The sequence below is a fragment of the Brevibacillus ginsengisoli genome, assembly GCF_050113715.1.
Lineage (GTDB): Bacteria > Bacillota > Bacilli > Brevibacillales > Brevibacillaceae > Brevibacillus_H > Brevibacillus_H ginsengisoli.
Genome location: NZ_JBNJQR010000004.1, coordinates 143,495 through 163,916, shown reverse-complemented (window position 1 = coordinate 163,916; position 20,422 = coordinate 143,495). Strand labels below are relative to the sequence as shown.

Genomic DNA, 20,422 nt, shown 5'->3' with positions numbered 1-20,422 from the left:
TGGATGAATGGGGTGAATTTTTAAGTGAGTGCAATTAGACCTGAAGAAATTAGCTCCCTCTTGAAAGAGCGGATCGCTAATTATAAAGCTGAAATCGAAGTAGTAGACGTAGGTACAGTTATCACGGTCGGTGACGGTATCGCACGTGTACACGGCTTAGAAAATGCCATGGCTGGGGAGCTTCTTGAGTTCCAAAACGGCGTAATGGGTATGGTACTTAACTTGGAAGAAGATAACGTGGGTGTGGTTATCCTTGGACCGTTCCGCGAGATCAAAGAAGGCGACACTGTTAAACGTACAGGTCGCATCATGGAAGTTCCAGTAGGGGAAGCACTACTTGGTCGTGTTGTAAACCCTCTTGGACAACCAATTGACGGCTTAGGCCCAATTAACACAACTGAATTCCGCCCTGTTGAAAACAACGCTCCAGGCGTTATGGCTCGTAAATCCGTTCATGAGCCGCTTCAAACAGGTATCAAAGCAATCGACTCCATGGTTCCAATCGGTCGTGGTCAACGTGAGTTAATCATCGGTGACCGTCAAACAGGTAAAACAGCTGTTGCGCTGGATGCAATCATCAACCAAAAAGGTAAAAACATGGTTTGTATCTACGTAGCAATTGGTCAAAAACAATCCACTGTAGCAGGAGTAGTAGAAACTCTTCGCAAACACGGTGCATTGGATTACACCATTATCGTCTCTGCGACAGCATCTGATCCAGCTCCACTTCTCTTCTTGGCACCATATGCTGGTGTTGCGATGGGTGAGTACTTCATGTTCAAAGGCGGACACGTTCTTTGCGTATATGATGACTTGTCCAAACAAGCGGCTGCTTACCGTGAGCTTTCTCTTTTGCTCCGTCGTCCTCCAGGTCGTGAGGCATATCCTGGTGACGTATTCTACTTGCACTCCCGTTTGTTGGAGCGTGCGGCGAAGCTTTCCGATGATTTGGGCGGCGGTTCCTTGACTGCTCTTCCTTTCATCGAAACACAAGGTTCTGACGTATCTGCTTACATCCCAACCAACGTTATCTCCATCACAGATGGTCAGATCTTCCTTGAGACAGACCTCTTCAACGCAGGTCAACGTCCAGCGATCAACGCAGGTATCTCCGTATCCCGCGTAGGTGGTTCTGCTCAAATCAAAGCGATGAAAAAGGTTGCCGGTCCACTCCGTCTTGACCTTGCACAATATCGTGAATTGGCTGCATTTGCTCAGTTCGGTTCTGACTTGGATAAAGCGACACAAGCTCGATTGACTCGTGGTGAGCGCGTAGTTGAAATCCTGAAACAAGGTCAATACGAACCAATGGCTGTTGAGAAACAAGTTATCTCCATCTTTGCAGCGACTAAAGGCTTCATCGATGAAATTCCAGTGGAAGATGTACGCCGTTTCGAAAAAGAACTGCTCGCTTTCATTGACTCCAACAAGCCACAACTGTTCGAACATATTCGTACAACCAAAGACTTGCCGGATGAAAAAGAATTGGGTGCGGCAATTGAAGAATTCAAAAAAGGCTTCGCTGTAAGCCGCTAATCTTCCCGCATAATTGACATCTTTTGCGTACCGGACCCTTTTATTCGGTACGCATCCCCAAGGTGGTGAAATGAGTGGCTCAAGGAACACGTGAGATAAAGCGTCGGATTAAAAGTATCAAAAACACCCGTCAAATTACGAAAGCGATGAAGATGGTTGCAGCAGCGAAACTTCGCCGTGCACAGGAGAAAGCGGGTGCGGCTCGTCCTTTTGCACAGAAGATCCAAGAGGTAGTCGCAAGTATTGCTTCTGGATCTGCTGCTTCGAAGCATCCGATGTTGCAAACCAGACCAGTGAAGAAGACTGGCTATATCGTGATTACTTCTGACCGTGGTCTCGCTGGTGGATATAACGGAAACATGATCCGTAAAGTAGTTCAAACCGTGCGTGAAAACCATAAATCACAAGATGAATACGCTTTGTTCGTCATTGGTCGTAAAGGTCGTGACTTTTTCACCAAGCGTAACTTCCCAGTGATGGAAGAGGTAGTGGGATTGCCTGAGAACCCATCCTTCGCGGATATCAAAAATATTGCGAGCAAAGCAGTGAAACTGTTCGCCGATGAAAAAATCGACGAGTTATTCCTCTGCTACAATGAGTTCCAAAGTGCGATTTCTCAAGTACCTCAAGTTACACGTTTGCTCCCATTGCAATCTGTGGACAGCACTGACAGCAAGATCAACTATGAGTATGAGCCTTCTGCGGAAGAAGTACTTTCTGTTCTCTTGCCTAAGTATGCTGAGACTTTGATTTACAGCGCATTGCTTGATTCCAAAGCAGCATTCTATGGTGCTCAGATGACAGCGATGGGTAGTGCAACAGATAACGCTTCGGATATGATTGACCGTTATACTTTGTTCTTCAACCGTGCTCGTCAAGCGGCAATTACCCAGGAGATCTCTGAGATCGTTGCCGGTGCAAACGCGCTGTAATTGTTGAACGGAAATGAGCACAAGTTTGCTCCATAAATAAGTAATATCTCGTCAAATCAGCTTTACAAGTACGCTTTTAGGAGGGAAGAAGCAAAATGGCGAAAGGACGCGTGGTATCGGTAATGGGTCCAGTAGTAGACGTTGAGTTCGAACGTGGCCAATTACCTGCCATCTATAATGCGATCAAAATTCAGTACAAAGCCCAAAACTCTGGTGAGCGCGACATCGATTTAACAGTAGAAGCCGCTGTTCACCTTGGGGATAACATCGTTCGTACCGTTGCGATGTCTTCCACTGATGGTCTTGTGCGTGGTATGGATGCTGTAGATACAGGAGCACCTATCTCTGTTCCTGTCGGTGAAGTTACCTTGGGTCGTGTATTCAACGTATTGGGTGAACCAATCGACCTTCAAGAAATGAGCGACGTTCCTCGTCGTGACCCAATTCACCGTCAAGCTCCACCATTCTCTGAACAAGCTACATCGACTGAGATCCTGGAAACAGGTATCAAGGTAGTAGACTTGCTTGCTCCATACGTAAAAGGTGGTAAGATCGGTCTTTTCGGTGGTGCGGGTGTAGGTAAAACCGTATTGATCCAAGAATTGATCAACAACATCGCGCAAGAGCACGGCGGTATCTCCGTATTCGCTGGTGTAGGTGAGCGTACCCGTGAAGGTAACGACTTGTACCATGAAATGAAAGATTCCGGCGTTATCAGCAAAACAGCGATGGTATTTGGTCAAATGAACGAACCACCAGGTGCTCGTCTTCGCGTAGCCTTGACTGGTTTGACAATGGCTGAATTCTTCCGCGATGAAGAAGGCCGCGACGTACTTCTGTTCGTCGATAACATTTTCCGCTTTACACAAGCAGGTTCTGAGGTATCAGCTCTTCTCGGACGTATGCCATCTGCGGTAGGTTACCAACCAACTCTCGCAACTGAGATGGGTGGCTTGCAAGAGCGTATCACTTCTACGAAAAAAGGTTCCGTTACTTCCATTCAAGCGATCTACGTACCGGCGGACGACTATACTGACCCGGCTCCGGCTACAACATTCGCTCACTTGGACGCAACAACCAACCTTGACCGTGGTATCTCCGAATTGGGTATCTACCCAGCGGTAGACCCACTTGCTTCTACTTCCCGTGCGTTGAGCCCGGATGTAGTAGGTCAAGAACACTACGAGGTAGCTCGTGGCGTACAAAAAATCTTGCAACGCTATAAAGAATTGCAAGATATCATCGCGATCTTGGGAATGGACGAGTTGAGCGATGAAGACAAGCAAACTGTTGCTCGCGCACGCCGCATTCAACGTTTCTTGTCCCAACCATTCCACGTAGCTGAACAATTTACTGGATTCCCTGGTAAATACGTTCCAGTTAAAGAAACAGTTCGCAGCTTTAAAGAAATCCTGGAAGGTAAACACGATGATCTTCCAGAGTCTGCTTTCCTCTATGTAGGCACAATTGAAGAAGCCGTAGAAAAAGCAAACAAAATGAAGTAAGACAACCCTGGAAAGGGGAGACGGTAAGTGAGCAAGTTAACAGTTGAAGTCGTAACTCCCGAACGGGTTGTCTATAGCGGTCAAGCTAAAATGGTAATTGCACGCGGTGTAGATGGAGATGTTGGTATTTTACCAAACCATATGCCGCTGGTTACCCCGCTAAAAATTGCGCCAGTTCGGATTATCTCTGAAGGCGACAAAGAGACGCAAATCGCTGTTAGCGGTGGCTTCTTGGAAGTGCACGGCGAGAAATTAACGATTCTTGCTGAAAGTGCTGAGCTTCCAGAAGATATCGATGTAGCTCGAGCGAAAGCGGCGAAAGCTCGTGCAGAGCAACGTCTGAGTGAGAAACACGCGGACCTTGACCAGCGTCGTGCTGAGTATGCTTTGCAACGTGCGATTAATCGTCTGGATGTCACCAAACAATTATAAGTTACAAACCCTGCTGCAGTTATGCATGCAGGGTTTGTTTCATTTATGCATCCTGTACGATTCCTAGTAATTGGGCTCGATTATGTATATAATAGACCTGATACCCTTAGAAACTAATACATATGAACCAACACAACGCATCTTGTTGTGAGTCTAATCCCCTTGGGGAATCTTACAAGCAATGGTGTTACTATTTGAGCAAGGAGAGTGTCCACATGCAAACGATTCGTGATATCCGCAATACGGTGAGTGAAGATACAGTCATTCCGAATGGTTTTACTACCAACGGTTGGGTCAGTGTTCTCTCGCATGAGATGCAAGTTTTATTTCAAAGCTTGTGTCATGTCGTTTCCAAATATGAGACGAAAGATGAGATGAGTAAGGCTCTTGATGATATCCGAGGATTGAAGAGTACATTCGCTCCACTTGATAAATCGCTCTTTAAGTCTGAAGAGTCCTATGAAGGATATGTTGATCACCTTCAAAAAAGTAAAGAGTTCCTGGAGCGTTCAGGGTATGTGTATCCAACTTCACGTGAGGAAGCAATTGAACTTCTTCTGAAGTGGGGGCTTGTCTTGGATAAAGAAGATACATGGGATATTCCGATTACCCCATTCCCGGACGTTCAAGAGAAGTTTACATTGACAGATGTGGAGAAATTGGCTTTAAACTCCATCAAACTTGAAGCACTGGTTCATCCTGTGTTCAGCAAACTGATCTTGACCTTGCATGAGAAAGATGATGAGGTTTTCCACTTATCCAAAGCAGACTTGAAAGAAATGCTGAATGTAAACGATATGTTGTTGATTGAAGTATTAATCAAATTGGTTCCATACTTAAGTGAACCAATTGATAATATTCAAGACATTCCAGAAGACGAGAAAATGGAAATCAACATTGTATGGGAACGCATTTACGAAGACTTCCTCGGAAATTCAAACCCACAAGCCGTACAATAGCTGTCGTAGCACCTAACTGCATAACTAATTCAAAACAAAGGCAAAGCGAGGAGATTACTCTTCGCTTTTTTTGTTTCTACAGCTAATTTAGATAGAATTGTAAAGAAAATATATTTAATTATAAAATTTTTTTAAGTAACCTAAAGGTTTTTTGTGTTTTATGTAGAATCATTCTGAATTGGCATTTAATTCATAATTTTTCTCTTAAAAAGAAAGTGAGGAAACAACTTTGAAAAAAACACTAACCAAATTTGCGTCATTTTCTCTCGCAGCATCTGTTGTTTTAAGTGGAATCCCTTTTAATACCGTTTCGGCTGCTGGGCTCAGCCAAATCCAGTCCTCTCACGTAACAAATGGAAGTTTGCTTGATATAAAGCAGGAAGTTAAAGGTGCAAAAATATCAGAAAATATTGACACCAAATCAAAAAAGAAGATCAGTGTCATTGTCCAATTTAAAACCAATCCTGTAGTTGTTGCCAAATCCTTGGCTTCTAAAAAAGAACTACGTAGTTTTTCGGAAAAATCTGTTGATTCTGCTGTAAATCAAGAACAAAAATCGTTTAAGAAAGCCGCTGAAAAATCTGGAATTGATCTGGATGTCCAACGGAAGTTCAGCTATTTGATCAACGCGATGGAAATCGAGGTTCCAGCAAATCAAGTTCCAGAGCTGGCCAAGCTCCCAAATGTTGTTTCCGTCTATGAAAATAGCACATACTATGCGTTGCCTATCGAAAAAGAAGGTTCGGTCACCACACAAGATTCGAAGACAAGATATGACATGAATCCATTGAAACAAATCGGAGTACCAGAAGCGTGGGCTAAAAAATTGACGGGTAAGGGAGTCAAAGTAGGGGTTATCGATACGGGAGTGGATTATCTCCATCCGGATTTGAAGGATGCTTTCAAGGGTGGATATGACTCCATTGATGATGATGACGATCCATATGAAACGATGCCAGTGCAAGAATATCCGACTGAACACGGTTCGCACGTATCTGGTACGATTGTAGGGCGCAATGCAAACAAGGATTCTGACAAGACGGTGAAAGGGATTGCCTATGAGGCTGACCTGTATGTGTATCGTGTTCTAGGTCCAAGCCCTACTGGAGGTACGGGCAGTTCGGCACAAGTAATTGACGGGATCGAACATGCGGTAAAAGACGGAATGGATGTCATTAACCTTTCCCTTGGTTCTGATGACAATCATGATCCGTTCTCGCCTGATTCAATCGCATTAACGAATGCCACATTGGCGGGTGTCGTTGCTTGCGTAGCGAATGGGAACGCAGGCCCTAGATACTATACTGCTGGCACACCGGCGGATGCGCTTTTGCCGATTTCCGTAGGTGCTGCAACCACGCCTGTTGACACGTATAAAGCGAGTCTGAGCGTCAACCTTGGCGGTGGCAAAGCTCAAGACTTTGAACTATATGCCATGGGCTGGGAAAAAGGAAACAACAATTTTGCTTCATTATTAGGCGCGAAGCCGTTGACAGGGGTTTATGCTAACATTGGCACCGAAGACGACTTCAAGAAAGTAGATGTAAAAGGCAAGGTAGCACTCGTAGGACGCGGAACCATTGACATGGGTGTCAAAATCACCAACGCGAAAAAAGCAGGAGCTGTTGCAGTTGTAATGTTTAATGGAAATGGAAATTTGGATTTCCCCGGAAGAACCGATTATATTCAGACATTCCTTGGAGACGATCCAGGCTTTGTACCTGCCTTTAACATGAAAGGGGCAGAAGGACGTAAGCTAGCGAAAGAAATGCTTGCAAACCCAGACAAGCCAGTTAATTTTACATTTGGTGCGGCGTTTGATGCGGTTACCAAACCTGGTGACGAAGTAGCGGAGTTCAGTTCCCGTGGTCCTGCTATGGATGGAAACTATGCGATCAAACCTGACCTGCTCGCTCCTGGAACGGCGATTCTCTCTAGTGTTCCTGCGTATGGAAAAGAAAATAAGGATGCTAGTTACAGCGATGCTTATGCGCGTCTCCAAGGAACAAGCATGGCTGCTCCGCATATAGCAGGATTGGCCGCGCTCTTGAAACAAGAGCATCCTGAGTGGACGCCATACGACGTAAAAGCTGCTCTTGCCAATACAGCGGAAGAAATTAAAGATCCGTCCAATAAATTGTACGATGTTTATACGCAAGGCGCAGGTCGTGTCAACATGGCCAACGCTATCAAAACCCCTGCTCTGCTTGAGACCGTTGAAAAGGTAAAAGTAATGAATACCGACCATACTACCAAAGAAATTATCTACAATGGTGATAATATCTCCTTTGGATTGATGGCCGCTGGAAGCAAGCCAGTCACCAAAGAGCTTCAGATCAAAAACACCTCTGACGACCAGGTGACATATGAAGCCGAAGTGGTCATGCACGGTGATGATGCGGAAGATATCAAGGTTAATGTAGATCAGGATATTGTTAAAGCTTCCAGAGGCAAGGCAACTTCTTTCCATCTGGAGTTGTCACCTTCCAAAAATACAAAAGATGGCATTTATGAAGGTGAAGTTCTGTTGAAGAGCAAAGATGGCAATCCTGATTTGCACCTGCCATTTGTCGTTCATGTTGGCGACAAGCGCGAAGATAATTCTACGGGCTTTGACGAGTACGAATTGTCTAATGGATTCATTACTCCGAACGGTGATGGTAAAGACGATTCGATCGACGTGACTGCTGTATTGCAGGCTGATGATATCAACTTGGTTACCTTGGAAGTGTATGGATACGACGACAAGTTTATTGGAACGCTCGCTGAATACATGGATCTTGATGAAGCCGGCGAACCAACTTGGAAAAATATCAAGCCGGGCAATATCAAATTTGAAGGTATTGATGGTTCCTATGTTGATGGTTCAAAAGATAGTCGCGGAAGAGAGATTGTGAAGCATCTGGCAAATGGAGAGTATCAAATGGTGATTGCCGGATATGTATACGATCCAGAAAAGAAAACAACTGAAAACTATTATACTGCTTACAAAACATTTTCAATTAAGGATAGTTCGGTAAAGATAGACAAGGATCAGTTAAAGAAAGATGTTGCGAAAGCTGCCGCGAACTTCGTGCCAAACAGTGTCAATACCAAAGTAGTTGGCGACGCAGTGCTGTCTTTGCCTACACACGTTCACAATCTCACATACGAAGTGATATCCAGCTCTAAAAAGAACTACATTAGCAAAGATGGTATCTTGCTTGAATTGCCAACGAAAGAAACAAAAGTAACTCTTAAAGTGAAAATTGCTTCTGCTTACGATTCAAGCATCAATAAGATTATTAAATTCGATGTTACTCTGCCTGCTAAGGAGTAGTCATAACGTATTCCAACCTTAAATATTGGGTATGAGTATTAAAATAGGGTTAATGGTGTAAAGGCTTAGGGACAATATCTCTAAGCCTCTTCTATTTTATGTCAAGTGGTTTTTGCTAACAACTTTTAACAATAGTAAGGCTTTTGTTAGACACAAGAATGGGCATTTGCTATAATAATGTAGGTATTTTCTTGTACTCAGTACAACGGAGGGGAATTGCGATGAGTGCAATCTATGCAAATAATTATTTGATTGTTGCTGTCTTTATTTTCCTAGGTGTACTGCTTCCAGTTGGTTCGGTTAGTATTGTCGGACGGTTAGTTCGACCTCATAAACCAAACCCAGAAAAGCAGACCACTTATGAAAGCGGGAACATTCCAGTAGGTGACAGTTGGGTACGTTTTAATGTTAAGTATTACATTTTCGCCCTGCTGTTTGTTATTTTTGACGTTGAAACATTGTTTCTCTATCCATGGGCAGTAGCATATAATCAGCTAGGCCTTTTTGCGTTAATTGAAATGGTTATATTTATCCTCCTTTTAGTCGTTGGATTAGTGTATGCCTGGAGAAAGAAGGTGCTTGAATGGAGCTAGATCTTACGAATGTCGCCCCTGAACTTCAGGAAGAAATAAAACGCAACGTCATGTTGACGTCAATGGAGACACTCAAAGGTTGGGTTCGAAGCAACTCGCTTTGGCCGTTGTCTTTCGGTTTGGCTTGTTGCGCGATCGAGATGATGGCATCAGGTGGTTCTAATTTTGACCTTGACCGTTTTGGTGTTATCTTCCGCGCGTCGCCTCGTCACTCTGACGTTATGATTGTTGCTGGTACTGTAACGAAGAAAATGGCTCCACTTTTGCGCAGACTGTACGATCAAATGCCAGAACCTAAATGGGTAATCGCCATGGGTTCCTGTGCTACTGCAGGTGGACCTTACATCAAGTCCTATAGCGTTGTAAAAGGAGTAGACCAGATTGTTCCGGTAGATGTGTACATACCTGGGTGCCCTCCAAGTCCCGTTGCTCTTATTTATGGTATCAATAAATTACAAGAGAAGATCCGCTATGAAGCGAAGACTGGGAAGAAGGTGACCAGTCAATGAGTGAAGAAAAACGCAAGCCAACTCCAGAAGAAAAAGCAGCCGCCGCAGCTGCAGCCAAGGCGAAAGCTGAAGAAATGCGTCGTTTGAAGGAACAGTCAACTGAAGCTGGTACCCAAACAGCTGCTCCAGAAACAAAAGCTTCCCCACAACAGGCAGAAGAATCCTCTGCAAACTCTGACGAAATTGCAAAAGCAAAGGCCGCAGCCGCCGCCAAAGCAAAAGCGGCCGCAGCAGCTGCAGCAGCAGCGAAAGCCAAGGCAGCGCGTGAAGCTGAAGGTGGAGCAACAGGAGAAGCAGGCGGAGATGATGCAGACGCCAAGGCGAAAGCAGCAGCCGCCGCTAAAGCAAAAGCGGCCGCAGCAGCAGCAGCGAAAGCCAAGGCAGCGCGTGAAGCTGAGGGTGGAGCAACAGGAGAAGCAGGCGGAGATGATGACGCCAAGGCCAAGGCCGCAGCCGCCGCCAAAGCAAAAGCGGCCGCAGCAGCTGCAGCAAAGGCTAAAGCTACAGGCGCCGCAGACACAGGTGCTGCCGAAGAAACTCCGAAAGCTCCTTCTAAATATCAGCCGTACTTAGATAAGTATGTGAAAGTAATCACCGCCAAGTTTGGTGCAGATGTATTAGAAGACTCCTATATCAATCAATTGGCGAAAGAAGTTCCGACGATCATCGTTAAAAATGAGAAGTTGCATGATGTAGCAAAACTTTTAAAAGAAGATAGCGAACTTCATTTTGAATATCTTTCAAACCTGCATGGGGTAGATTATGAGAATCATATGGAGGTCTACTACCATCTCTATTCTTACAAAAATCGTCAAAGTATTGCGGTGAAAGTGAAAACAAATCGCGAAAAACCATCTGTAGCATCCGTAATGGATATCTGGGCAGGCGCCAATTACAATGAGCGCGAAACGTATGACTTGTTAGGAATTAATTTCCCAGGACATAACGATTTGCGTCGAATTATGCTGTCTGATGACTGGGTAGGCCATCCGCTACGTAAAGACTATGTACCGTTTGATGAGGGGGTGTAGGAGATGAGTCTTGATATCACAACACTAGGAAATAATTCTAATCCTAATACTGGTCTCCGTACCGAGGAAATGCTGTTGAACGTTGGTCCTCAGCATCCAAGTACACACGGTGTTTTTCGTCTGGTTGTAAAAATTGACGGTGAAACGATTAAAGAGGCGACCCCGGTGATCGGTTACTTGCATCGTGGAACCGAGAAGTTAGCCGAGAACCTTAACTATACGCAAATCATTCCATATACGGATCGTCTTGACTACCTTTCTTCCATGACGAACAACTATGTGCTTTGTCATGCGGTAGAAACGATGATGGGATTGGAGATACCTGAGAAAGCGGAATTCCTTCGCGTCATTGTTATGGAATTGAACCGGATTGCCAGCCACATGGTTTGGTGGGGAACTTATCTGCTTGATATTGGTGCAATGAGCCCTTTCTTGTTCGCTTTCCGTGACCGTGAAATGATTCTTGGTCTATTCAATGAATTGTGCGGTGCTCGTTTGACGTACAACTACATGCGTGTAGGTGGAGTGAAATGGGATGCTCCTGCAGGATGGATTGAGAAAGCGAAAGAATTCGTACAATATTTTAAAAAGGAATTGCCTAACTATCATCAGCTTGTAAGTGGCAACGAAATCTTTATTCATCGTATTACAGGCATTGGCAAGTACGATCGAGAGACTGCTCTCAATCATTCTTTGTCAGGCGTCATGCTTCGCTGCACAGGAGAGAAGTGGGATCTTCGCAAAGACGAGCCATATAGCATTTATAATCGTTTTGAATTTGATGTGCCAACTGCGACTGAAGGCGACTGTATGTCTCGCTATCAACTGCGTTTGGCTGAGATGGAACAATCGCTTCGCATCCTGGAGCAGGCGCTTGATCAATTCCCAGAAGAGGGAGAGATCATGGGCAAGGCACCAAAAGTTCTTCGTCCACCTGCTGGTGAAACTTACGTCCGGATTGAAGCACCTCGTGGAGAGATCGGGGTCTACATTTCCAGCCAAGGTAAGGATAAGCCGTGGCGCTTGAAGCTGCGTCGTCCTTCCTTTAATAACCTTCAAATTCTGCCGAGCTTACTAGTAGGCGAGAACATGGCCAATATGATTGCGATCTTAGGAAGTATTGACATTGTATTAGGGGAGGTTGACGGATAATGAATGAACTCTTGCATCAGGCTCCTTCCTTTTTGAATGTCGTGCTCTTTCTGTTAGCTGGAGTAGTCATGCTTGCTGTACTTCTTGGTTTTGTTACGTACGCAATTTATTTTGAGCGTAAAGTAATCGGTTGGATGCAGCTTCGTATTGGACCAAACCGTGTAGGACCACTTGGATTGCTTCAAACCGTAGCAGACGTATCCAAGCTTTTATTAAAAGAAGACATTCGCCCTAAAAATGCGGATAAGGTATTGTTCACATTGGCTCCTGTAATGGCATATGCACCTGCCTTTGCCGTTCTTGCTGTCCTTCCTTTTACGGATAAAATACATTTCGCAGATTTAGGAATCGGTGTGCTCTATTACATGGCGGTATCCGGTATTACTGTTATCGGGATCATCATGGGTGGATGGGCATCCAACAACAAGTATTCCTTGATCGGTGGTCTGCGTTCAGCTGCCCAAATGATCAGTTATGAGGTTCCGCTTGTCATGTCCGTCGTTGGGATTCTCTTGATGACAGGTAGCATGAACTTGATTGATATCGTTGAGGGCCAACGCGATGTTTGGAATATCGTACCTCAATTCCTTGGGTTTATCGTATTCCTTATCGCCGCACAGGCTGAGTTGAACAGAACGCCGTTCGACTTGCCAGAAGCTGAATCAGAGTTGGTATCTGGTTATCATACGGAGTACACTGGCTTCCGTATGGCGATGTTCTTCCTTTCCGAGTATGTGTATATGTTCGGAATGGGTTCATTGATCACGATCTTGTTCCTTGGTGGATGGCTTCCACCATGCCAAGCGCTTAACTTTATTCCAGGGATCGTATGGTTTATTTTGAAGTTTTCGCTGTATGTCTTCTTCCAATTCTGGATTCGCGCTACGATGCCTCGCTTGCGTGCTGACCAACTGATGTCATTTGCATGGAAGGGGCTTCTGCCGCTCGCGCTGTTCAACATACTGCTAACTGCCGTTGTTATCTCTATTCAGAACGGCTCGTTGGGGCAGTAAGCCGCTAAAGCCATTCAAATCGTAAGGGGGGAAACACCATGCTAGGCTTTGCAAAAGGGCTGGGATTTATCTTAAAGCAGCTGACGGAGAAAAAAGTGACGCACTTTTATCCTGACGTGCCATATCCTATGCCGCCACGTTTTCGTGGGATTCAGCACTTCTCACCTGAGAAATGCATTGTTTGTAACCAATGTGCAAGGATTTGCCCAACGGAGTGTATCTCCTTAACTGGTAAAGCTCATCCAGATCCAACGAAAAAGGGTAAAATCATCGATACCTATGATATTAACTTTGAGATTTGTATTCTCTGTGATTTGTGCACAGAGGTTTGTCCAACGAATGCAATTGTCATGTCCAACAACTTCGAGTTAGCTACCTACAGTAGAGATGAACTGTTCAAGAACTTGAAGTGGCTTGATGATAACAACCAAAATGTCAGGGAGGAAAACTAACAATGAGTGCTTCATTTGTAGCGTTCTTTATTCTTTCCCTGTTGACAATCGGTGGAGCTGTTTTCATGATCAGCTTCACACGCGTTGTACATATGGTGGTTGCCATCGGGGTGACGTTTATTAGCATCGCAGGCCTGTTTGTTCTGTTGGGAGCAGAATTTGTTGCGATTTCTCAAGTCCTTGTTTATTCAGGGGCGATCTCGATCTTGATGCTTTTCGGAATCATGTTGACCAAACATGACGCAGCAGAAGTAGAAAAAAATCGCGCTCAAAACAAATTTCTTACCTTCATCGGTGTAGCTGCGTTCTTCGTCATCGTTTTCATGGGAATTCAAAACACTGTATGGCCGGGGGATGTACAACCAATCGCGAATCCAGCTGTAAGTAACGTGAAACAAATCGGTCTGGAAGTTTTCACGAAATATGTGATTCCATTTGAATTGGTTTCTGTTTTGTTGCTGGTCTCTTTAGTCGGTGCGATTATCATGGCGAAGAAGGAGGGGGACAAAGAATGAGTGTACCATTATCCTCTTACTTATTGGTCGCCCTGATTCTGTTTTGCGTAGGATTGTATGGAGCTTTAACGAAAAAAAGCGCCATTATCGTCTTACTCTCGATTGAGTTAATGTTGAATGCGGTGAATATCAATCTCGTCGCTTTTGCAAAATACGGAATTGCCGCTTCGATCACTGGTCAGATCTTCACTTTGTTTACAATGACAGTGGCTGCGGCAGAGGTAGCCGTTGGAATCGCGATTCTCCTTTCGTTATATCGTAACCGTGATACGGTTGACGTCGACGATATGGACACGATGAAACGCTAGAAAAGGAAAAGGATAGGTGAACATATGGATACGATAATGCAATACGCCTGGCTTATCCCTCTTTTTCCACTCTTTGCTTTCATCCTGATTGTCTCGTTTGGTCGTCAGTTGAAAGAGGGATCGGTTTATGTAGGAGGTCTGGCAGTCGGAATCTCCTTTGTTATGGCATTGATGACCTTCTTGGAGCGTTTTAAAGAAGGGGCAACAGATTTCAAATTTGCAGTCGATTGGTTGCAAATCGGCGATACAGTTGTTCGCATGGGGTATGAAGTCAATCAATTGAATGCACTCATGCTGGTAATTGTTACGTTCGTCAGCTTGTTGGTACAAATTTACTCGAAGGGCTACATGCATGGAGACGAGCGTTTCCCAGTCTTCTATCAGTACTTGTCGCTCTTTACTTTCTCGATGTTAGGACTTGTTATCTCTCCTAACTTGTTGCAAGTGTATATCTTCTGGGAGCTTGTAGGGGTTTGTTCCTTCTTGCTCGTTGGTTTCTACTTCTTCAAACCAGAAGCGAAAGCAGCGGCGAAGAAGGCCTTCATCGTTACCCGTATCGGGGACGTGGGCTTGTTTATCGGGATCGCGCTCTTGTTCTGGTGGACAGGAAGCTTCGACTACTCTGAGATCTTTAATGCAATCTCCGCAGGTCGTCTGGAACCGTGGATGATTACGTTGTCTGCAATTCTCATCTTTATCGGTGCGATCGGTAAATCCGGTCAGTTCCCGTTGCACACATGGTTGCCGGATGCGATGGAAGGTCCAACGCCGGTATCCGCATTAATCCACGCAGCAACGATGGTAGCAGCCGGTGTTTACTTGGTAGCAGCAACATATCCGCTGTTTATCGCTTCACCAACTGCACTTAATGTTGTAGCGTACATCGGTGGATTTACCGCGATCTTTGCGGCATCGATCGGTTTGACACAACGCGATATTAAACGAGTACTCGCTTACTCAACAGTTTCTCAGCTTGGTTACATGATGCTTGCATTGGGTGCCGCTGGAGCAGCTGGATACGTAGCAAGTACGTTCCACCTGATGACTCATGCGTTTTTCAAAGCGTTGTTGTTCTTGGGCGCAGGTAGTGTGATCCATGCTGTGCACACACAAGATATTCATGAGATGGGCGGTCTTTGGAAAAAGATGCCGATTACAGCTTGGACCTTCTTGATCGGTTGCTTAGCGATTTCCGGGGTTCCTCCGTTTGCGGGCTTCTGGTCCAAAGAAGAAATTTTGGGCTCTGTTTATCTCTCTGGTCGAATGGATTTGTTGTGGATGGCGATTATTGCCGCCTTCTTCACAGCGTTCTATATGTTCCGTCTGTTTTTCCTCACGTTTGTTGGGAAGCCAAGAGGAACTGGTCATGACAAAGCACATGAATCTCCAAAGGTTATGACTTTGCCATTACTGATTCTCTCTGTTTTGGCAGTGGTAGCCGGTTTCATCAATACACCGTTCAACCCTATCTTCCATCACTGGATGACTTCAGGTACTACTGGTGAATTCATTGCGGCTGCTGCTCATGAAGAAGGGCATACGGCCGTTTGGGTAACAGCAATGGCGATCATTGTTTCTGTCGCTGGTATCCTGCTCGCTTATCTCATGTATGCGAAACAGTCGATTTCTAGGGACTGGATTGCTCGTCCGATGCCTTGGTTGTATAAGCTTTCGTTTAATAAATACTACATCGATGAAATCTACCATGTTGTCTTTGTTCAATCGTTAAAAGGGATTGGCAAGGTATTGGATCTGTTCGATCGTTATGTAATAGATGGTTTGGTTACCTTGGTTGCTGTTATTACCAACGCAATCGGTGCTGCCCACGCTCGCATTCAGAACGGTCAAATACAAACATATGGTTTTGTGGTATTCGTTGGTCTTGTTCTCTTAATCATTGGACTTACAGCGTTTGGAGGTGTCCCTGGTGTTAAATAGCATGTTGCTTACGCTAATCACGTTCTCACCACTTCTTGCTATTCTTGTGTTGGCATTTGTTCCGAAACATCAGGGTCGCGTGATTAAGCAAATTGGGATTCTTGGAACCCTCCTACCGCTTGTGTTGTCCTTAATGATGTTTTCTCATTTTGATTATCACAATGCTGGCATGCAATTTGTCGAGAGCGCTCATTGGATTACTATCCCGGTAACTCTTGATCAAGCTGGACAGTTAGTCTCTATGAAAATCAATTACGATATGGGTGTAGATGGTGTGTCAATGCCATTGATTGTCTTGACTGCCATTATCGGCACATTGGCCGCGATCGCTTCGACCCAATTGAAAAAACGTCTAAAAGAGTACTTCATTCTCTTTCATATCCTGTTGATGGGGATGTTAGGGGTGTTCGCTACTCAGAACCTGTTCTTGTTCTTCATCTTCTTTGAGATGACGCTGGTTCCAATGTACTTCCTAATTGGAATTTGGGGTTACTCGGACAAAGAACGAGCAGCGAATAAGTTTTTGATTTACAACGGTGTCGGCTCCGCGATTATGTTGATCGCTTTTATTACGATCTTCATTAACGTGCCGAACGCGAACGGTGAATTCACCATGAATATCCGTGAACTCACGACTGCTTTGACGCAAGCCAACAATCCAATGCTAGGTCATGTAAGTGAAACGCTTCGATATGGATTGTTTTTGGCTCTGTTTATTGCTTTCGGTATCAAACTGCCGATTTTCCCGTTCCATACATGGATGCTCAAAGTTCACGTACAAGCGCCTCCTTCGATCGTTATGATCCACTCTGGTATCTTGCTCAAGATGGGTGCGTATGGTTTGCTTCGCATGGGAATTGGATTCTTCCCAGAGCAAGCGTATGGCTTTGCCAAATGGATGGCGATTCTCGGTCTGATTAACATCTTGTACGGTGCGATTCTCGCTTTTGTACAAAAGGACCTCAAGATGGTTATGGCGTACTCCAGTATCAGCCATATGGGGGTAGTCCTCTTCGGATTTGCAGCGATGAATACAGTTGGTTTCCAAGGTGCGATCTTCCAGGTTGTATCTCACGGTTTCATCTCCGCGCTCATGTTCTTCCTGATCGGAGTGATTTGGGAGAGAGTCGGAACTTCCGATATTACGGAATTGGGCGGTTTAGCGAAATCTATGCCGTTCGTGAGCGGAATTCTTTTAACAGCGGCAATGGCTTCTCTTGGTTTGCCAGGTATGTCCGGCTTCATCAGTGAATTCTTGTCATACCTTGGTCTGTTCGGCGTAATGCCAGCTATTGCGGCAGTAGGTGCGCTTGGATTGATTTTCACAGCGGCCTACCTGCTTCGCGCAATTCTGCGTACAACATTCGGTCCTACACCAGATAGATACATGCAATTGGCGGATGCACAACCAATTGAGGTTATCCCGATGGTTATCTTGTTAGGCTTTATCATCTTGATCGGTATCTATCCGGCTGTACTCAGTGATCCATTGCAAGAAACGTTAAAAAATATAGTACCAATTGTTCCGGGGATAGGGGGGTAAGCAACCATGACGACAAATATTATGGGACAGTACCATTGGAGCTACCTTCTGCCGGAAATTACGATTCTTGCATTTGCGACACTTCTTTCCTTGATCGATTTATTTATGGGAAAGAGAACAAGCCGTGCAGTTCTTGGTTGGCTCGCAGTGGTTGGAGTGGTATTAGCGGGATTCTTCGTTATCTCCAATGTCAATGCACTTGATAAGCCATATACCTTTATGGCGGATATGCTGCGCATCGATGATTATGGGAATGTCTTCAAGCTGCTTTTCTTGAGCGGCGTGGCGTTTACCTTGATTCTGTCACAGTCTTATTTGAAAAAAGGAGATATCACACATCAAGGCGAGTACTACTACCTGCTGTTGACAGGCTTACTTGGTGCGATGGTGATGGCCTCCTCCGCAGATCTAATTACACTGTTCGTGGGACTTGAGTTGTTGTCTATCTCTTCTTACGTGCTGGTAGGTTTGCGTAAAACCAACTTGCGTTCCAATGAGGCATCATTTAAGTATGTGGTCTCTGGAGGAATTGCTACAGCTGTCACATTGTTCGGGATGTCCTATCTTTACGGAATGACCGGAACCACCAACCTCTATGAAATGACAGAGCGAATTGCGGCGGCCTATATGAACGGCTTCAGCTTCCTAGTGATCTTGTCGTTTGCGATGATGTTGGTTGGATTGGGCTTCAAAATTGCGACAGTTCCTAATCACATGTGGGCTCCAGATGTGTACCAAGGAGCACCAACTCCAGTTACTGCATTCTTGGCCGTTGTCTCTAAGGCGGCTGGATTTGCATTGGTATTCCGTTTGTTGCTCATCGCCTTCTATGGTGTCATTGCACAAAACGAAAACGTGACGCTTTGTCTTTCCTTCGTTGCAGGATTGTCAATGATCATCGGTAACACGATGGCGATTCGTCAGACAAACGTGAAACGGATGATGGCTTATTCCGGTATCGCACAAGCTGGTTACTTGCTTGTTCCATTTATATCGGTTACGTATTTCTTCTTTGAACAAGTAACTTTCTATCTGTTCGCTTACTTGCTGATGAGCTTTGGTGCGTTTGCGATTATTATGGTCGTTACGCGTGATCAAGGGTCAGAAGAATTGAAGTCTTTTTCTGGGCTCTATCACCGAGCTCCATTCTTGGCGATTGCAATGACGATCTTCTTGCTCTCGTTGGCTGGTATTCCAATTTCGGCTGGTTTCTTCGGGAAGTTCTACATCTTCTTGAGTTCAGTGGCTTTGAAGCATTACTGGCTATCAGCTGTTATGATTGCAACGAGCGTAGTCTCTTACTACTACTATTTCGGGATTATTCGTCAGATGTACATGCGTCCAGGACAAACGGAAGCTCCACTCAAGGCTCCGATGGGCGTTGTGTTCGTGGTGGGGATTACTTTAATCGCAACGCTGGCTTTCGGTATTGTTCCGGAAGTAGCGACTAATTACTTGCATACCACATTTAATGCGCATTTTGACTTTGGAAACATGGTAGTTCCAAGTAAATAATCGTGTATAATCAAAGGGGGAACGGCATAGTCGCCGCCCCCTTTTCTTTTTGCCCAATTAGGAGATAGCTTTTATGATAATCGTCATTACGACTAAAGCGAGGAGTGAATTCCATGAATTCTTTTGCGGTTTCTGCTGTAACCAACATTATTGTCTCCATTCTTTGTATTGGGTTCAGCTGGTGGGCTTTACAGGCTTTCCGGTTTGATTTATTTGTGAAACATCCTGAGAGTGGCCAATCCAAGCTGCTTCACATCATTCTGTCCATTTTTATCGGTCATGGGGTAGCTAGCTTTTTTATGGAGTATTTGGGCTGGTCGATGATGCTTAAATCTTTGTTCTCTTGATTAATTGGTATAAGCCACCATTTTTCCGTACAAACTAGTTGTAGAGATAGTAGGGAAAAGTGGGGGAGTTAAGATGTTGAAAAAGTATTCGTATTGGGTACCACCTGTCATCCTTGTGATGATTTATTTGCTCGCAAGCATGCCTGTATTTGCCCATGCTACAGAAAATCAAACCATTACCCAAATGATCCAAGCTATAGAACAAACTGGGGCCGAACCGACTGTCATTGAAATGAGAACGACAGTAGATTTAGGGATGGTTGACACGACCAAAGACCTAACGGAGGCCGAGATCAGTTGGAGTAAACGATTGAATTTTTCGGAGAAACCCAAGCTCATGATGGAAGATAGTCGCTATATTTATGTAACAGAGGAAAATATGGGCGGAATTACTTGCGTTTTGCGCTTGATTGGGGTACCACAAAACGACAAATTTCATACATATGTAGTAGTAGGGTTAAAAGGAAAACGGATTCATGCACAAGATATGGAAAAATTCCGTGACCAGATTACTGCACTCTTCAAAAAGGCTTCAAGGATTCCGCAATTTAGCACTTGTATTCGCGGAATATACAGTGATAAACTGAGTGTTGATCAGCAGGAGGACAAGATTCATGAGGTCCTTGCTGCTTTGCAAGCGAATGAAATTGAGCGTCTTCAAGATGAGACAGTACTTAGTATCTCTGCATATACTGAGCTATGGAACCCCGCGATCACAACAGGCCAACACAAGATGAATCTTCAGGTGGCAACTCATCTGGATTCACTTGATTCCATTACACGGATCACGGTAGGGACACCGATCATCACAGCGGAATACTAA

The 20,422-nt window shown here is 44.8% G+C and carries 19 protein-coding genes; all 19 read left to right on the top strand.

The genetic code is table 11. The annotated features are described in order from the left end of the window. The first annotated feature begins 24 nt into the window (after positions 1-24). The 19 genes from atpA to ACQCN2_RS10145 all read left to right on the top strand — a co-directional run bounded on the left by atpA (position 25) and on the right by ACQCN2_RS10145 (position 20,422). A complete protein-coding gene (gene atpA / locus ACQCN2_RS10235) occupies positions 25-1,536 on the top strand; it encodes a F0F1 ATP synthase subunit alpha (RefSeq protein WP_426928808.1) in 1,512 nt (503 codons plus the stop codon). Between the two features lie 74 nt (positions 1,537-1,610). Next, positions 1,611-2,468, top strand: a complete 858-nt coding sequence (gene atpG, locus ACQCN2_RS10230; protein ID WP_426928807.1) for an ATP synthase F1 subunit gamma — start codon at positions 1,611-1,613, stop codon at positions 2,466-2,468. A gap of 95 nt (positions 2,469-2,563) precedes the next feature. After that, a complete protein-coding gene (atpD, locus tag ACQCN2_RS10225) occupies positions 2,564-3,973 on the top strand; it encodes a F0F1 ATP synthase subunit beta (protein WP_426928806.1) in 1,410 nt (469 codons plus the stop codon). A gap of 27 nt (positions 3,974-4,000) precedes the next feature. Beyond that, positions 4,001-4,405 (top strand): F0F1 ATP synthase subunit epsilon, encoded by a 405-nt coding sequence (locus ACQCN2_RS10220; protein ID WP_426928805.1) that lies wholly within the window; start codon positions 4,001-4,003, stop codon positions 4,403-4,405. 215 nt (positions 4,406-4,620) lie between these two features. Continuing rightward, a complete protein-coding gene (locus ACQCN2_RS10215; protein ID WP_426928804.1) occupies positions 4,621-5,364 on the top strand; it encodes a DUF6042 family protein in 744 nt (247 codons plus the stop codon). A 229-nt stretch (positions 5,365-5,593) separates the two neighbouring features. Next, positions 5,594-8,683, top strand: a complete 3,090-nt coding sequence (locus ACQCN2_RS10210; protein ID WP_426928803.1) for a S8 family serine peptidase — start codon at positions 5,594-5,596, stop codon at positions 8,681-8,683. 221 nt (positions 8,684-8,904) lie between these two features. Beyond that, complete coding sequence (locus ACQCN2_RS10205; protein WP_426928802.1) at positions 8,905-9,276, top strand: NADH-quinone oxidoreductase subunit A; 372 nt, start codon at positions 8,905-8,907, stop codon at positions 9,274-9,276. Continuing rightward, positions 9,267-9,785 (top strand): NuoB/complex I 20 kDa subunit family protein, encoded by a 519-nt coding sequence (locus ACQCN2_RS10200; RefSeq protein WP_426928801.1) that lies wholly within the window; start codon positions 9,267-9,269, stop codon positions 9,783-9,785. The genes ACQCN2_RS10205 and ACQCN2_RS10200 overlap by 10 nt, the downstream gene beginning before the upstream one ends. After that, complete coding sequence (locus tag ACQCN2_RS10195; protein ID WP_426928800.1) at positions 9,782-10,816, top strand: NADH-quinone oxidoreductase subunit C; 1,035 nt, start codon at positions 9,782-9,784, stop codon at positions 10,814-10,816. The genes ACQCN2_RS10200 and ACQCN2_RS10195 overlap by 4 nt, the downstream gene beginning before the upstream one ends. A 3-nt stretch (positions 10,817-10,819) precedes the next feature. Next, complete coding sequence (locus ACQCN2_RS10190; RefSeq protein WP_426928799.1) at positions 10,820-11,968, top strand: NADH-quinone oxidoreductase subunit D; 1,149 nt, start codon at positions 10,820-10,822, stop codon at positions 11,966-11,968. Next, a complete protein-coding gene (nuoH, locus tag ACQCN2_RS10185) occupies positions 11,965-12,981 on the top strand; it encodes an NADH-quinone oxidoreductase subunit NuoH (protein WP_426929045.1) in 1,017 nt (338 codons plus the stop codon). Before ACQCN2_RS10190 ends, nuoH begins: the two co-directional genes overlap by 4 nt. Before the next feature lie 38 nt (positions 12,982-13,019). Further along, positions 13,020-13,433, top strand: a complete 414-nt coding sequence (nuoI, locus tag ACQCN2_RS10180; protein ID WP_426928798.1) for an NADH-quinone oxidoreductase subunit NuoI — start codon at positions 13,020-13,022, stop codon at positions 13,431-13,433. 2 nt (positions 13,434-13,435) lie between these two features. Next, on the top strand, positions 13,436-13,948 hold the full coding sequence (locus tag ACQCN2_RS10175; protein WP_426928797.1) for an NADH-quinone oxidoreductase subunit J: 513 nt from the start codon (positions 13,436-13,438) through the stop codon (positions 13,946-13,948). Beyond that, positions 13,945-14,256 carry an NADH-quinone oxidoreductase subunit NuoK gene (nuoK, locus tag ACQCN2_RS10170; RefSeq protein ID WP_426928796.1) on the top strand — a complete coding sequence of 104 codons (312 nt, stop codon included), beginning with the start codon at positions 13,945-13,947 and terminating at the stop codon, positions 14,254-14,256. Before ACQCN2_RS10175 ends, nuoK begins: the two co-directional genes overlap by 4 nt. Positions 14,257-14,280: 24 nt before the next feature. Continuing rightward, positions 14,281-16,194: an NADH-quinone oxidoreductase subunit L gene (nuoL, locus tag ACQCN2_RS10165; RefSeq protein ID WP_426928795.1), complete on the top strand. Its 1,914-nt coding sequence runs from the start codon at positions 14,281-14,283 to the stop codon at positions 16,192-16,194. A gap of 1 nt (position 16,195) precedes the next feature. Continuing rightward, entirely contained in the window at positions 16,196-17,737 is a 1,542-nt protein-coding gene (locus ACQCN2_RS10160) for a complex I subunit 4 family protein (protein ID WP_426929044.1), read from the top strand. A gap of 6 nt (positions 17,738-17,743) precedes the next feature. Continuing rightward, complete coding sequence (nuoN, locus tag ACQCN2_RS10155; RefSeq protein WP_426928794.1) at positions 17,744-19,252, top strand: NADH-quinone oxidoreductase subunit NuoN; 1,509 nt, start codon at positions 17,744-17,746, stop codon at positions 19,250-19,252. Positions 19,253-19,365: 113 nt separating this feature from the next. Beyond that, complete coding sequence (locus tag ACQCN2_RS10150; protein ID WP_426928793.1) at positions 19,366-19,599, top strand: DUF1146 family protein; 234 nt, start codon at positions 19,366-19,368, stop codon at positions 19,597-19,599. A gap of 73 nt (positions 19,600-19,672) precedes the next feature. Next, complete coding sequence (locus ACQCN2_RS10145; protein ID WP_426928792.1) at positions 19,673-20,422, top strand: YwmB family TATA-box binding protein; 750 nt, start codon at positions 19,673-19,675, stop codon at positions 20,420-20,422.